18 protein-coding genes are annotated in these 14,759 nt (G+C 50.3%); 3 read left to right on the forward strand and 15 right to left on the reverse strand.

Features of this window, described 5'->3' with window-relative positions; all coding sequences use genetic code 11:
* Window positions 1–4 precede the first annotated feature (4 nt).
* A complete protein-coding gene (locus BLP64_RS09945; RefSeq protein WP_092593905.1) occupies window positions 5–367 on the forward strand; it encodes a Na+/H+ antiporter subunit G in 363 nt (120 codons plus the stop codon).
* Here the strand turns inward: BLP64_RS09945 and BLP64_RS09950 are convergent.
* The 13 genes from BLP64_RS09950 to queE all read right to left on the reverse strand — a co-directional run bounded on the left by BLP64_RS09950 (window position 340) and on the right by queE (window position 10,115).
* Window positions 340–1,080: a hypothetical protein gene (locus BLP64_RS09950; protein WP_092593906.1), complete on the reverse strand. Its 741-nt coding sequence runs from the start codon at window positions 1,078–1,080 to the stop codon at window positions 340–342. The genes BLP64_RS09945 and BLP64_RS09950 overlap by 28 nt on opposite strands.
* Window positions 1,070–1,564: a tetratricopeptide repeat protein gene (locus BLP64_RS09955; protein WP_092593907.1), complete on the reverse strand. Its 495-nt coding sequence runs from the start codon at window positions 1,562–1,564 to the stop codon at window positions 1,070–1,072. The genes BLP64_RS09950 and BLP64_RS09955 overlap by 11 nt, the downstream gene beginning before the upstream one ends.
* Complete coding sequence (locus tag BLP64_RS09960; RefSeq protein ID WP_092593908.1) at window positions 1,557–1,928, reverse strand: DUF192 domain-containing protein; 372 nt, start codon at window positions 1,926–1,928, stop codon at window positions 1,557–1,559. The genes BLP64_RS09955 and BLP64_RS09960 overlap by 8 nt, the downstream gene beginning before the upstream one ends.
* Window positions 1,922–2,722, reverse strand: coding sequence for a type II secretion system F family protein (locus BLP64_RS09965; RefSeq protein ID WP_092593909.1), 801 nt, complete (start codon window positions 2,720–2,722; stop codon window positions 1,922–1,924). The genes BLP64_RS09960 and BLP64_RS09965 overlap by 7 nt, the downstream gene beginning before the upstream one ends.
* Entirely contained in the window at window positions 2,712–3,572 is an 861-nt protein-coding gene (locus tag BLP64_RS09970) for a type II secretion system F family protein (protein ID WP_092593910.1), read from the reverse strand. Before BLP64_RS09970 ends, BLP64_RS09965 begins: the two co-directional genes overlap by 11 nt.
* The gene (locus tag BLP64_RS09975; RefSeq protein ID WP_233340150.1) at window positions 3,560–4,738 is read right to left on the reverse strand and encodes a TadA family conjugal transfer-associated ATPase; all 1,179 of its coding nucleotides are present in this window, start codon (window positions 4,736–4,738) and stop codon (window positions 3,560–3,562) included. The genes BLP64_RS09970 and BLP64_RS09975 overlap by 13 nt, the downstream gene beginning before the upstream one ends.
* Complete coding sequence (locus tag BLP64_RS09980) at window positions 4,725–5,921, reverse strand: type II and III secretion system protein family protein (protein WP_176754969.1); 1,197 nt, start codon at window positions 5,919–5,921, stop codon at window positions 4,725–4,727. The genes BLP64_RS09975 and BLP64_RS09980 overlap by 14 nt, the downstream gene beginning before the upstream one ends.
* Entirely contained in the window at window positions 5,908–6,657 is a 750-nt protein-coding gene (gene cpaB / locus BLP64_RS09985) for a Flp pilus assembly protein CpaB (RefSeq protein WP_092593912.1), read from the reverse strand. Before cpaB ends, BLP64_RS09980 begins: the two co-directional genes overlap by 14 nt.
* Before the next feature lie 166 nt (window positions 6,658–6,823).
* Entirely contained in the window at window positions 6,824–7,336 is a 513-nt protein-coding gene (locus BLP64_RS09990) for a hypothetical protein (RefSeq protein ID WP_092593913.1), read from the reverse strand.
* Complete coding sequence (locus BLP64_RS09995) at window positions 7,324–7,872, reverse strand: hypothetical protein (protein WP_092593914.1); 549 nt, start codon at window positions 7,870–7,872, stop codon at window positions 7,324–7,326. The genes BLP64_RS09990 and BLP64_RS09995 overlap by 13 nt, the downstream gene beginning before the upstream one ends.
* Window positions 7,869–9,068: a hypothetical protein gene (locus BLP64_RS10000; protein WP_092593915.1), complete on the reverse strand. Its 1,200-nt coding sequence runs from the start codon at window positions 9,066–9,068 to the stop codon at window positions 7,869–7,871. Before BLP64_RS10000 ends, BLP64_RS09995 begins: the two co-directional genes overlap by 4 nt.
* On the reverse strand, window positions 9,043–9,339 hold the full coding sequence (locus BLP64_RS10005) for a Flp family type IVb pilin (RefSeq protein ID WP_092593916.1): 297 nt from the start codon (window positions 9,337–9,339) through the stop codon (window positions 9,043–9,045). The genes BLP64_RS10000 and BLP64_RS10005 overlap by 26 nt, the downstream gene beginning before the upstream one ends.
* A gap of 83 nt (window positions 9,340–9,422) precedes the next feature.
* The gene (queE, locus tag BLP64_RS10010; RefSeq protein ID WP_092593917.1) at window positions 9,423–10,115 is read right to left on the reverse strand and encodes a 7-carboxy-7-deazaguanine synthase QueE; all 693 of its coding nucleotides are present in this window, start codon (window positions 10,113–10,115) and stop codon (window positions 9,423–9,425) included.
* A gap of 66 nt (window positions 10,116–10,181) precedes the next feature.
* On the opposite strand from queE, the gene queC reads away from it, so the two are divergent.
* A complete protein-coding gene (gene queC, locus BLP64_RS10015; RefSeq protein ID WP_092593918.1) occupies window positions 10,182–10,850 on the forward strand; it encodes a 7-cyano-7-deazaguanine synthase QueC in 669 nt (222 codons plus the stop codon).
* Here the strand turns inward: queC and nagZ are convergent.
* On the reverse strand, window positions 10,829–11,869 hold the full coding sequence (nagZ, locus tag BLP64_RS10020; RefSeq protein WP_092593919.1) for a beta-N-acetylhexosaminidase: 1,041 nt from the start codon (window positions 11,867–11,869) through the stop codon (window positions 10,829–10,831). The genes queC and nagZ overlap by 22 nt on opposite strands.
* A 137-nt stretch (window positions 11,870–12,006) precedes the next feature.
* On the opposite strand from nagZ, the gene BLP64_RS10025 reads away from it, so the two are divergent.
* On the forward strand, window positions 12,007–13,332 hold the full coding sequence (locus BLP64_RS10025; RefSeq protein WP_176754970.1) for a S41 family peptidase: 1,326 nt from the start codon (window positions 12,007–12,009) through the stop codon (window positions 13,330–13,332).
* A gap of 48 nt (window positions 13,333–13,380) precedes the next feature.
* Here the strand turns inward: BLP64_RS10025 and radA are convergent, their stop codons facing one another.
* On the reverse strand, window positions 13,381–14,748 hold the full coding sequence (radA, locus tag BLP64_RS10030) for a DNA repair protein RadA (RefSeq protein ID WP_092593921.1): 1,368 nt from the start codon (window positions 14,746–14,748) through the stop codon (window positions 13,381–13,383).
* Window positions 14,749–14,759: the final 11 nt, after the last annotated feature.

Here is a 14,759-nt window from a genome sequence, read left to right on the forward strand (position 1 = left end):
GCACATGAACTTATACGAACTTCCAAATTGGCTGGAGTGGCTGACCGCGCTATTGATTGTTATTGGCGCCACCTTCGCCTTAATTGGTTCCATCGGGTTGGCTCGTTTCCCTGATTTTTTGACCCGTCTGCATGCACCAACGAAAAGCACCACGCTTGGAGTCGGTAGTGTCCTCATCGCATCAATTATTTATTTTTCAGTAGTGGATAGTTTCAGCTTGCACGAATTGCTAGTTACTATCTTCCTATTTCTAACCGCTCCTATTAGTGCGCATCTGCTGGCAAAGGCGGCGCTTCACCTCGATCTAAAACGGGTTGAGCACACGCAAGATCAACGCCATCAAGTGCAAGAATCACAAGATGAGTGACGATAGGGAGAAGGTTGACCAGGCTCAGGCTTCATATGTTCTAATAACTTCTCTCGCAAGGCGTCAATTTGACTTTTTAAGCTGAGGAGCTCGTCCAATAGCATGGGGGCTGAGTGAAAGCTTGTAACGGTCAACACCCGATGGTACTGAACCCGCTGAATTTGCGCTTCATCCACAGTTACTTGAGCCATTTTAGCGCTGTCAGTCACGTTCACTAATTCCGCATTCAAATGGTTGACCCGCAACTGATGCCCAGCCAACGATAAGGCCGTAAGCATCGTTGCTTCCCCGCTTCTAGGCAGGTAGCTCATGGTCACTTCGGCGCCACTTTCACCCGGCTTGTTACGGACAATATGGCCATCGATATTCACCACAGCGGTCGTATCAAGTTCTTGCAATAATTCCAAATCACTCGCTGATAACCCGATCCATTCAAGATCAAACCTATCGTCATGCAAAATACCCACAATAAACTGGGGAACCTCGCCAAGTTGGAAGTGCTGCGCCACTTCAGTCAGGCTCGCTGGCCAAGTTCCAGTATCACGGTGCAGCGTTGCCACAGCTTGTTGCCAAAACCACCAGGTTTCATGCTGATAGCGTAAGCGTTGCAACTGTCCGATGGATGCATCTTGATGAGGGAGCGCCAACATCGCGAGCATGGCTGCAAACAACACCACCATAGGGGCAAACATTCCACGCTGCTTAGTGGGCATGCTCAGTCACCTCCGTTGGTTCCAGAGTCAACCCATGCAAATACTTCAACTCATTCAAAAGTAATTGATAGTTTTGCTTGAAGTGAGGGACTAAAGGAGCAGTCTCCTGGGTCAAATAGGGCAACCCTGTCATGAGCAGCTCTGTTGCTTGCCGCAGCCTCAGCGCAGCTAGATTATGCCAAATTAGCGGCTGTTGAGGATGAATGCGCAAACACCTTTCATAGGCTTGCTGCGCTGCCTCGTAACGATTTAAGCGAAATCCAATATGCCCTAATAAACACCAACTGGGAGCATGATTCGGTTCGGCCTCGGTAACCCGATGTAAATAACCTTCAGCCACATGCAAATCCCCTTGTTGATAAGCTTTATGCGCGATTTGATAATGCGTGTCCATGTGCTCATGGTTAGCCATTGAAGTGGGGGTCAGTTGACACCCACTCAGCACTATCCCACTAACAATTAGCAACCCTAGTTTTTTATTCATTCACTTGTTCACTCCAACGAAATTGCAATTGCTGCCCAACCCGCAACGGGCAATCGAGGACGATGCTTGCACAGCATTCAATCATGGAATCAGCGCCAGCAATTCGCACCACTTGCCCCGATGGTACCTGAGGGTGCACTGCGAGGACTCGATATTCGCTATCCAGCCCAATCACTTGGATAGGAAAGCGCATTCCCCAAGTATGAATAGTGCGGCAACGTGGAAACCAAAAGGCAACGTCAGCTGGTGGCAGTTTATGGTAGAGCATGCCCACCAAGCGTTGCGGAAAGTAATCCATTACGCGTACTTCTCGCCACAGTAAGTGGCCACTTTGCTCATCATAGAAACGTCCTTGTTTCACCATTCTCCTCCTGTCGCAAAGCGAATTAGAATCGGTCCCAAAATCAACAGCATGGTGACTGGGAAAAAACAAAAAATCAGCGGCAACATGAGCTTTACTGCCACTTCTTGTGCTCGCTTTTCAGCCGCTAATAGCTGTTGTTGGCGGCACTGTTCTGCTTGGCTTCGTAACGTTTGAGCCAAGGCGCCGCCAGTATGCTGTGCTTGCAGAACCGCGCCAGCAAACAGGCTAATCCACGCATGCGGAATTCGTTGCGTCAGCACCTGCAGTGCCTCCGTTAAGGTCGCGCCACTTTGCTGCAACCGATGTAAATGTCCCAATTCGGCCATGCTCGCTAAATGATTCGAGGTGCCATGCAAGGCGTGCAATGCTGCTGGTAACGATAGCCCCGCTTGAATCAACATCGATAACATATCTAAGGTGCTCGGCCACTGGCTTAGCACACGTTGGAGGTATCGGCGTTGTCGCTGTTTGGCGCTCAGCCAACGCAGTAACAAGATCAGCACTAGGGCCAGCTTGTATAACAACGGCAGCGGCAACAGCACAAACGGGGCAATAAAGAGAGCTAAAAATACTCGTTGTTGCAGCCAACCTGCGGCGGTTTGGTCGATCGCTTGATGCTGAGCGAACTGCACGAGCCGTTGCTGCAATGTGGGTGGCAAGCCAGCCACCCCACGCTGAAACAACCCACGCATTTGCGGCCATTGATATCCATACCAAAGCACCATGCCCCAGCCACTGATAACAATAAAACTGGTCACTCCTAAGGTGCTGATCAGAATCCAGTCAGCGGGCATAGGCACGCCCTAATATCTGTCGAACAAGCAATTGGCCTATTCCGATCAACACGAAACAAAGGCCAATTAAGTAATTACCGGGAGTCGTGTGCAACAAGATTTCAGTGTTTTCCGGATGAATAAAATGCAAACTAAAAAAGAGCCCTAACGGCAGTAAAACCATCACTTTGCCTTGCATGCGCGCCTGCGCCGATAAACTTTTTACGCGCTCCACGGCATAATGTTGTTGCCGCAGATTCAATGCCAAGCGTTGCAATACTTCAACTTGTTGCGCCCCATGCTGCAAACCAAGCTGAATCGTGAGCAATAACTGCAACACGGCTTCGGTTTGGATCCGTTGATAAAATTGTTGCAACACGGCATGCATCGACTCACCAATTCGCAATTGCCGAATCATCAGTGCCCACTCATGGCGTAATGGTGCTGGCAGTTGCGGAGTACTGCGCTCCAACGCCGCTGAAAAACTAAGACCCGCCTGCATGGCCGTTACTAATAAATCGATTGCATCAGGTAATTGGTTGGTGATTAATCGATAGCGCCGTAGTAACAAAGAGCGCTTTAATAAGAAAATCGAGACGCCCACAACGAGCGCCGCCCCCACACTGGTCCACAATGAAAATAGGAAGGTTAATAGAAACAAAATAGGCAACAGCAATCCCAGTAAACGTTGCCAAAATACTTCTGCGGGTACATAAATGAGAAACGCATCCAATGAGCTTTCCGTGCTTTCGGTTAGCCAATATTGAGCCGGCTTACGCCATCGACGAATCCCTAATGAAAAGGCATAAAGACCACTAAAAATGACCGTGGTGCCTGTGAGCACGATAAAAAAGCGGGTCATGATGTCCATGCCGACAGCACTCCTGTTGCAAGGCACTGCTCGCCTTCACGATAGAACATGCGATTCATTTGAATCACATTGGCATCAAACCCCGTGACTTCACAAATTTCATGGATCACCCGCTGACCAGAAGAGGTTCGTTTGATATGAACCACCACATCGACGGAGGCCACCACTTGCTGCCGAATTGCCATCAGCGGAATATCAAAGCCAGCCATCAACACCATCACTTCCAAGCGCTGTAACGCCTCTCGAGCACTATTGGCATGCAAGGTGGTCAAGGAGCCTTCGTGTCCGGTGTTCATCGCTTGCAACATATCCAGTGCTTCCGCACCACGACATTCGCCAACAATAATTCGATCGGGCCGCATGCGCAGTGCGTTAATCAGCAATTCTCGGATGGTAATTTGCCCCTGACCTTCGGCATTTGCTGGGCGCGCTTCCAACGCAATCAGGTTCTCATGCGCCAGCTTAAGCTCAGCCGCATCTTCAATAGTGACCAACCGTTGGTCGGCTGGTATTAAACTTGCCAAGGTATTCAGCAAGGTGGTTTTTCCAGTTCCTGTGCCGCCAGCAATCACCAGGTTACGGCGCGTGAGCATGCACTGCTGTAAATAGTCAGCCGCAGCTGCTGATAGTGCTCCTTGTGTCACTAACTCGGTCAGTTCGAGCTGTTTGGCAAGAAACTTCCGGATAGTTAAACAACTTCCTTTTAAGGCTAATGGCCCCAACACAGCATTGATCCGAGAGCCATCGGGTAACCGCGCATCGACCATAGGTTGTGAACTATCTAAGCGCCGTCCCAGTGGGGTAATAATTCGCTCAATCACTCGCAGCAATTCAGCTTCACTGGCAAAGGCAACCTCACTCGCCACCAGCTGTCCCTGCCGCTCAATGAATATTGTCTGGTAGTCATTGACCATAATTTCACTGATGCTGGGGTCTTGTAACAACTGTGTTAATGGACCTAACCCAATGCAGTCATTGACGATTTCCTTCATGATCGGGAGCAGTTGACTGGCTTGTTCCGATGGCAACGTCAAACGATAGCCATCAAGTAAGGTCAATGCGTGTTGATGAAGTTCTGACGGCGTCATGGCCTCAATATTTTGCTGACTCCGCTGCAACGTGCGACGAAGGTATTGCCCTGCGGCTTCTCGGTTAGTTTTCGTCATAAAGCCCCACACATTGAATTGCCTGACGAAACGCTTCGATATCTTGTTGCGCCTGTTGATGGGCTTGTTGTTGCTGTTTTTTATGCGTCATCAACGTGGGGGTCACGACCACCACAAACTCAGTTTGCGCGGAGCGGAACTCGCGTGAGGTGAAAAGCTCGCCAAGAATCGGAAGTTGATTTAAGCCGGGAAACAAATCAGCGTGCTGGGACTGCTCCTGACTGAATAATCCAGATAACACGATGGCCTCACCACTTTCAGCGGTAAGTAAACTACTGACTCGGCGGGTTAACATTCCCGGGATCCCTTGTACTGCCGTAGCCGGATCGATGGTACTGATTTCCGCCTGGATCAAGGTGGACACCTGCCCCTGCCCTAAATCGGTCGGTGACATCGAAAGCGAAATGCCATAATCGCGAAATTCCAAATCAGGAACCCCTTGCGCGCTCAGCTGCGGAATTGGAATTTCGCCACCCACCAAGAATTCTGCTTGGCCACCACTGGCAGCCATCAGCCGCGGCTCTGCTAACACACGAGCATGACCACTTTGCACTAACAAATTCACGGTGGAGTTCAATAGAATGGGGAAATCCAACCACGGCGAGGTGTCATCACTAATGGTAGGGCCAGCCACCGAACTTGGCCATTTCACGCCAAAACTTTCCGCACGCTGCCGTTTCACCTCCAAAATTCGGACATGTAATTCAATCATGGCCTGCATGGGCACCGGAACTTCTTGTAACAGAAGTAACCAGTGGGGGTATTTTTCGCCGACCTGTTGCACCTGTTGATAGGCATTGGAAGGCAATTGCCCGCTAATTTCTACCAAGCCTTCGTGATGCTGAATCGTCAATTGCGGAAAGGACTTGTGCAACCACGCTAGCTGCGCTGTTTCACTCACATTGGGACGCGCACTAATATGGATCGCAAGGGTCGTAAACTCCCCCGAGTCATGACGTAAAATAAGCTCTGTTTGTCCTGCTTGGACCGCTTTTAATACCAAATCATGAGGCTCAATGAGCTCAACTTGTAGCAGTGTTTCGTCACCCACCACCACATGGCTCACGTGTTCCAATTGCAAGAGTTGCGTTGCTCCCACCTGCAGCCGGACTGTTTCGCTCGCAACCACTGTGGAGCTGATGCTCATGGCCAGAAGCCAACCCAATAAATTAAAATAGTTCATGCTGTGTCGCCCTATCCGTGGCAAACCAATGAATCTTAATCGGCCGCACCTGAACGCTTGGTTGATAAGCATTGTCATGTTGCAACCATAGCGCGAAATCTTGCTGCCGAATCTGCTCAAACTGCTGTGCCTGCTCAGCCGTCATTTCAAAGGTAATCGTGGTCGGTAAGTACCCACCCACTTGCATATCGATATGCTGAGTCGTCTCAAATTGGTCAAAAGCAATCACGGGGATATTGACCAATTCAACGGGCGCTTGCTCGGATAAATAATTGCGCCCCCGCAAGGTGACCCAATCCCCTACCTGTAATAGCCCATGGTGAAGCTGCTGCAACGAAACTTGAGCGGTCACCGCATAACGACCGGCGCTGAGTCGTCCTGCGAGCCCAAGTTGCCGCCCGACCGCAATGGCTTCAGCAGTAAAAGGCTCGCCTCGTTCCACAAAACGGCTGGTTGTTAACCCGATAATCGCGACTGCATCACTTGGTCGCAGCCAGGTTTCTTGCACCAAACGTTGGGGGTAATTCCGCACCACCAAATACTCTTCTTGAATGGTTTCCCCGGCCATTAAATCACGTTGGCTCACCAGCACAGCAGCTTCCACTTCTTGCTGTTGCAAAACTTGGCGTTGCGTGTTTTCGTCAATGTATTGCTGGATCAAGTGATAGCAAGCCAGGCTTAACAATAGGCTTCCGCCCACCAGCAACCACAGTTTATAGCGCCCAAAATTCAGCATTCGCCATCACCCAACCAACGGGTTTAATAGAAAATAATTCCAAATCCAATCGACCCGTTGCGCAATGACGCCAACAACTCGCTTCCCGTAACTAAGAATGGTTACCTGTTGTCCAGCCCAAGGTGCTTGCCAAACGACCAGCAACAAGCTCACCAAAATCAATAGCTCAACGGCGCTTTGCCCCCGTTGTGATAAGCACGCTGTAGTTACTTTTTGCTGCTGGGATGAAGAGCAAGGATGCTTCAGGATTTGCCAACTGGGCATGATACCGTCCATGGGTGACCTCCGTTAATGACCGCATTCGTTGTGCTAAACGTAATTTCGCTGCCTGTTTTAAGGATGAGGTTGGGTGACTAGACTGATAAATTTCTAACCGATAGTGATCGAACCATTGTTCAATCACCAACTCACCCAACCATGACGTGCGCGCTACAGGAGCAGCTTCTGCCACTGTAAAAGAATGGGCATAGGCTTGCCCCGCCACTTCATGCACATGCCAAATTTCGTTGGGCTGGGTGTGGCATAAGTATTGATGCGGCAAGTCAGCAATTGACGTGCAAGCGAAAAGACTCACCAGCTGCGCGAGTAGCTGAGGCTCATGTAATTGCCACAACACTCCTGTTGCAGCTTCCGCAAGCTGTTGTGCATGCTGTTGCAACCATGCAGTTATTGTCGACATAGATCATTCCAACAGCGCAGTTCAAATGGCGTCACATCTGGTGCTATCTTGCCAAATTGCAGCTGACCAGCAGCCAACTCTTTGGCCATTGGCAAGTGCCCGATAAAGTTAAGCAAGGGGCCAATGCCTAACTGCTCCAAGTAATGACTCAAGGTTAAGCTTTGCGGCATGCTGATTAAGTCATTTGCCCGTTGTGCCTGCCAGCCATCTACCAAGCGAGCCAATTGATAATGGGGATGATCGCCCGCCACGCTGTACAAATTATCCAGAGCCACATTCAACTGCGTATAACGCTGCAACGGCTGGATGATTGGTGCCACTTGCCGAGTAAAAGGGTCCTTGGCATGCCGTTGCCACGTGGGTTGTGGCACTGGCTGCAAAATACTTGCCTTGAGGGTATCCAACTGCTCATGCTGTTCGGTCAACGCCTGATTCAATTGAGTGACGCTGAACGTCAGTGTGAGTCCTAACAGACTGGTTAAGATGAGTAGCTCCACGAAACCTTGGCCTCGTTGTTGTTTGCTTCCTTGCCTCATATAAAACGCTCCAAAATTAGTTTTTCGCTCGCCTGCAGCGGTTGTAATTCCGGCTCCCATAACGGATTGAATAAATTTGCGCGTTCTTGCCGACCATCCTTTCGTGGGATCGGCTCAGGACGGGAAAACTGCAGTCCTGCTTTTGCAACCACCCCATCAAACTGCAGGATGACACTGGGCCATTGGCTTGGCGCTAAGGCCGTTTGATTGAAGTAATGCGGCGCCTGAATCACCCCATAATTTTTTTGCCGGCTCAACGCCATGGATGAAGTACGGCGATTGATAGCGCGGCTTCGTCCAAAGCCATCATGGGTTAAGCGGGTGATTGCATTGGTTTGATAGGCCGCACCATAGCCCCAGGGGATCTCCTGACGGGTAAACAGTAAATTAATATGCACTGCGACCGTATCCAGCGCCTGCCAGCTCCAGCGCCCATACTGCTCCACCTGCAAATCACTGCCGCCTGTTTTTTCGACTTTCACTAGGCCAGCATCAAACCATCGATAACTGCGATTCTGTGAGAATGGATCTTGGCTGGCGGTCACCATATCGGCAAATAAATGCTCATCATTGGTCGCCGATGTTGGTGTCACCGCCCGCCACCAAAGCCACGGAAACTCCACCACTCCAGGGCTATGAAGCAGAACCCAAGGTTGATGGGTGAGTTGTTGTTGCCGCGCAATTTCAGCAAGTGTTTGCGGGATCAACATGGCGAAGGAAGAACGAATCAACCACTGCGACGTTTGTAATACGGTTTCCACCACCTGCTGCATGCTTAATGCAGCTTGAATCATCATCTGTAGTGGCTGTTCAAGCCGTTGCATCATGGTCGCTAAATAGCGAGTAATCACATTCACGTAGGGAATGACACTGCTGACCGTCGCGAGCCGCAATGCGGCCGTTGCCAGATGACTGTACCAGCTGCTCAACCCCAGCAGTTGCCCATGCGTCACTTGATTGGCAATGAGCGCGCGATTCACAATGGCTAAAAGATTAAACTCACGGGCCATGATAGTGGCAGCACTCAACACCATGGTGTCGGCAGCACTTTGCAGATACCATTGCCGCTGAATCCGGTGTTGCTGGGTGGCACTGCCCAGCAGCAACAGCAACACGGCAGCAATGACAGGGAGCGTGAGAATGCTCACATACCCCGCCGCTGAAGTGAACTTAGTTGCCCGACTCGGTAACTTCATCATAATTACCTAAGTTCACATCTTGTCGGCTTAAGGTGTTCGCTCGACGCGCCGCACTGCGTGCTGTATTCAACTGGCTATTAGCACTTTGTCCTGTCACTTCACTGGCAATCCCTGCCACTTGGCCACGGACCGCTTTCCCGAGTAACGAGTAAACCCCAATTGCAGCAACCGCAACCAAGGCAACAATAATGATATATTCGGTCATGCCTTGTCCTCGTACCCGCCAACTTGTATGCGGGGGAGGACAACTATTAGCTTCCTGCCACATGCTGAGCTTCCTTCCAATTTAAACGGTTGAGAAGCTCAGTGTAGTCGTGAATATAGGTAGGTCAGAAGAAAGTAAGCAATCGCTTACTCTATGTGAAGGTACTTATGAAGTTGAACTGACAGCCGCCAATTCCGTTCAATGCAGGTTTGAATTGCCAATTCGGTTGCTCGCGGACGCTGGCTAATTGGCTGCAAGGCAATGGTTACCCCAGCGCGTGGCGGACACACTTTTAAGAGATTATCCAGCTCGTCAATATGCTTTTCCATCGCCACCGGATATTTGATCTCGTCGGCACGATTCATACAATCCGCACGCACTAACAACCCACCTGGCATATCAACTTTGGGCGATAGCGTCACCCAAGTTTGCGGACTGACCCGCAATGGAAAAGTACCACTGGTTTCAATTTGCAGACGGTAACCGGCGCTTTCCAACACCTCACATAATTCCAGCAAGTCATACATTGCAGGTTCGCCACCGGTTAAGACAACATGCTTGGCGGTGTATTTTTTGTCTTGTAGCAAGGCCACAATTTCTGTTGCCGTCGCCTGCGCCCACGTTGAACTTGCTGCAGGCTTTTCGACTATCGCCGTAAGCGGCACTTGGTCCTCGGCCCGCTGCTCCCACGTATGCTGCGTATCACACCACGGGCAGCCGACTGGGCAACCTTGTAAACGAATAAAGATAGCCGGGACACCAGTGTAAGTGCCTTCTCCTTGGATGGTCTGAAACACTTCGTTCAGTGGATAGAGCGTATTAATAGGATTCTCCAACATCAAATCTCAGAATTACGATACAATAACGGACAAATTCTAACGTAGATTGCAGCAAATTAGGATCCAATCATGGCAAAAGTTGTCGTTATTTATTCCGGTGGCATGGATTCGTTCACCGTACTTCATCATGCATTGCAGCAAGGACATGAAATTTTCGCTATTAGCTTCAATTATGGGCAACGCCATGTACGCGAGCTCGATGCCGCAGCTCAGGTTTGCCAGCAACTCAATATTCCACATAAAGTGGTTGATATCACGGCCATTAATAGCTTGCTGGCAGGCAGTTCATTAACCTCGGATATCGCAATTCCTGAAGGCGAATATGCCGAAGACAACATGCGTTCAACGGTGGTGCCGAATCGCAATATGATTTTACTCTCACTCGCTATTGGCTATGCCGTGAGTATTGAAGCTGAAGCGGTCTATTATGGCGCCCATTCAGGAGACCACGATATTTATCCTGATTGCCGGCCGGAATTTGTGGAAAAGATGAATGCGGTCAGCTTAATCGCAAACTATGAGCCGATCCGCATTGAAGTGCCTTACCTGCACTCTGACAAGGCAGAGATTCTTGCGGCTGGGCTCGCGATGGATTTGGATTACAGCCAAACTTGGACCTGTTATAACGGGCGCGAAAAAGCCTGTGGCAAATGCTCGGCCTGTAGCGAACGATTAGCGGCGTTTGCCGCTAATCAGGTGGTTGATCCTCTTGCTTATGAAGAGGAAAGTGCCTGACGGGCCGCACTCATTTCAGCCAAAATAGCCTGCGCGCTGTGCCAACGTGGATGATTCACCAAAATTTGCATGGCCATTCCCGCAGGCTTACTTAAGCGCTGATAACAACGAGTGGCAGCAGCGAGATTCTGGGCCACTCGGTCCGCCACAGCATCAATGACCGTGATCGCGCCAGCACGGTCATTACAGACCAAGACCATGTCACAACCAGCATCCAGTGCCGCATGAGCGCGTTCAGCCATCGTCCCTGCTACTGCAGCGCCAGCCATGCCTAAATCATCGCTAAAAATAACCCCGTCGAACTGCAATTGGGAACGCAGAATATCTTGTAACCAAAGACTGGAGAATCCGGCGGGTTTATCATCCACTGCTGGGTAAATGACATGGGCCGGCATCATGCCATCCAAACAATGAATTAACTCCACAAACGGAGGTAAATCGGTATGACGAATCTCTTCCCAGCTACGGTTATCAATCGGTATTTCAAAATGTGAGTCAGCACGTACTGAGCCATGACCGGGGAAATGCTTGCCCGTCGCCTTCATCCCAGCTTGCCGCATGCCTCGAATAAAAGCGCGAGCAATTGGAATAAGCTGCTCCGCTGTGGTCGCAAAGGCCCGGTCACCAATCACTTCACTCACTCCATTAACATCAAGAACCGGAGCAAAACTAATATCAATATCCATCGCCATGACTTCACTGGCCATCAACCAGCCCAACTCTTGGGCCCAATGGAGTGCTTGTTCAGGGGACGAAGCGTCGCGGCCGATGGCTGCCATCGGCGGCAGTTGACTGAATCCTTCGCGGAACCGCTGCACTCGGCCACCTTCGTGGTCAACGGCTAAAATGAGTGGATTCCTTGCCGTAGCACGGGTCTGACGCACCAAGTCAGCCAACTGGTGTTGATTTTCATAGTTTCGAGTAAAGAAAATCACCCCACCCACCGCTGGATGAGCCAACAGTTCCCGCTCTTCTGCGGTAAGTTCTGTCCCTTCAAGGTCAATCATTACTGCTGTCATATACGACTCTCACTTCTTGCAACAGGGTGGCAGTGTGCCAAAATTAATTTCATCCGTCACGTATCAAAATTTGGAGATTTGGTTAAAAATCTGTCATCTTGATAGCGAATCCAACGACGACGTTAGAGATGGGACTTATGAATACACCAACTAAACTTATCTTATCAAGTATTATCAGTAGCATCCTCTTGGCAGGTTGTGGTGGCAGTGACAGTGATACCAGCGTCCCAGTGCCACCCGTTGCTGACCAGTGCAGCCTGAGCAATGAACTCAATGGTTTCTACAACTACATGCAGGCTAATTATCTCTGGAATGACGACATGCCAACCAACGTCAATCCGCAAAATTACAATAGCGTCTATGCATTGCTGGATGCCTTAGTGATTCCTGAAGACCGCTACAGTTTCATTTTAACTGAGCAAGAATATCAGGATCGTTTTGTTTCCGCGGAGTACGTTGGTTTTGGGTTCGCCTCACGCATTACCCCCGACAATCGCGTATTTGTCAATTATGTCTATGCCAACTCGCCAGCAGCAACCGCGGGGATGAAACGGTCCGATGAATTAACCCATATCGGTGGTGAATCCGTGCAAACCCTACTCGCTGAGAATCGTTATGAGCAAGCGCTAGGTGAAGCCGAGGCAGGTGTCAGTGTTGAATTAACGTGGCAGGACCTTGAAGGGGCCAGTGCTTCGGCTGTATTAACCAAAGTCACGGTAGAAACCAATACGGTTCTGGCCGCATCTCGGTTAACTGTTGAAGAGAAAGAAGTCGGCTACTTTGTGCTGAATAGCTTTATCAATCGTACGGGTGAAGATCTCAACTTTGCTTACAATCAGTTGCAAGGAGTGGATGAACTGATCATTGATGTGCGTTATAACGGTGGTGGCTTAACCCGCTATGCTAACCAAGCAGCAACGCAAGCTGCGGGCGATCACGTTATCGGGGAAGTGTTCGCTAAATATCTTTTCAATGCCAACAATGCGAGTGCTAACTTTGTTGAGAAGTTCCAGCTGTATGATGGTATTCGCCAACTCGATCTAGACCGTGTCTATGTGTTAACCACGGCAGCAAGTTGCTCTTCATCGGAGCTCATCATCAACGCCCTGGAACCTCATATTGAGGTGGTTGTGATTGGCCAACCCACTTGCGGGAAACCCGTGGGACAAATTCCTGATCGCTTATGTGATAAACGCACCTTTGTCGTCAACTTTGAAACCGTCAACGCGAACAATGAGGGGCGTTACTTTGACGGGTTAACACCGAATTGTTATGCCGATGATGTGTTGGTAGGGGACTGGGGAGCGGCCAATGACCCGATGTTGTTGACCGCCGCACACCATATGAGCCACGCAAGCTGCCCGGCAACCATGGTGGAGTTCGATAGTGTATCAACCCGCAGCCAACAGATGGCTCCGGCGCCAGCTCTCAAACTGCCTGATTTATGGCGTCAAGAGCATTAACGCTGACACCAGTGAATTATTTGCCAGCAGACTGATTTCCTAGTGGCATCAGTCTGCGCAAGCATCCAGCGCTTCTTCAAGGGTCCGAACACCGACCACTGCCATGCCCGCAATCGGTTCTTTCGGGCAGTTCGCAAGGGGCACAATTGCTTTACGAAATCCGTGTTTCGCGGCTTCTTGCAAACGCGCCTGCCCATTCGGGACTGGCCTAATTTCCCCGGATAACCCCACTTCACCAAACACGATTAAATCGCGCGGCAGCGTTTGTTCTCTGAAACTTGAAACAATGGCAAGCAACAACGCTAAGTCAGCCCCCGTTTCCATCACCCGAACGCCGCCCACGACGTTCACAAACACATCCTGATCGGCCATCAGCAGCCCACCATGACGATGCAAGACGGCCAATAGCATGGCTAAGCGGGTGGTTTCCATTCCCACCGCAACCCGCCGTGGATTCGCCAATTGGCTGGTATCCACCAAGGCCTGGAGTTCAACTAACAAAGGCCGTGTTCCTTCCCACACCACAATCACCACCGAACCGCTGCCATGCTGTTCGCCGCGTTGCAAAAATATTGCGGACGGGTTCGTCACTTCTTTCAAGCCTTGTCCCGTCATCGCAAATACACCAATTTCATTGGCTGGCCCAAAACGGTTTTTATGCCCTCGCAAGGTGCGAAATCTTGAGTCCGTATCCCCTTCTAATAAAATGGAACAGTCCACGCAGTGCTCAAGCACTTTCGGCCCTGCCAAAGAACCTTCTTTCGTGACGTGTCCCACCATCACAATGGCCACGCCTTTTTGCTTTGCATAACGAGTCAAATACGCCGCACTTTCACGTACTTGAGAGACACTCCCCGGGGCAGATTGAATATCCGCTAAATGCATTACCTGAATGGAGTCAATCACCATCACTTTAGGCTGCTCTTGATCCGCCAAATCACAGATAATCTCCACCGACGTTTCAGCCAACAGCCGGAGATTATTGGTCGGCAAGCCAAGCCGTTGAGCACGCAAGGCAACCTGTTGCAGGGACTCTTCCCCGGTCACGTACAATACCTTCATCTGTTCCGCCAGACGGCACATGGTCTGTAGCAATAACGTACTTTTCCCAGCTCCAGGTGAGCCGCCAATTAAAATGGCGGAGCCCGGCACAATGCCACCCCCTAACACTCGGTCGAACTCTGCAAAACTGCTACTAAATCGAGGCAACTCCTGAAGATCCACCTCACTCAGGGTTTGCACTTTAGCGAGCGTAGAGCCGGCATATCCTTGGCGGTTTCTGCTACCGCTTGGTTGGCTGCCCAAGCGAACTTCTGTAATTGTGTTCCACGCCTTACATTCCGTACACTGCCCTAACCAGCGAACGTAATCGGCCCCACAGTCATTGCACACATAGGCTGTTTTTGTTTTTGCCATGATGAAACCCT

The organism is Pseudidiomarina indica (genome assembly GCF_900104245.1).
GTDB classification, from domain to species: Bacteria; Pseudomonadota; Gammaproteobacteria; order Enterobacterales; family Alteromonadaceae; genus Pseudidiomarina; species Pseudidiomarina indica.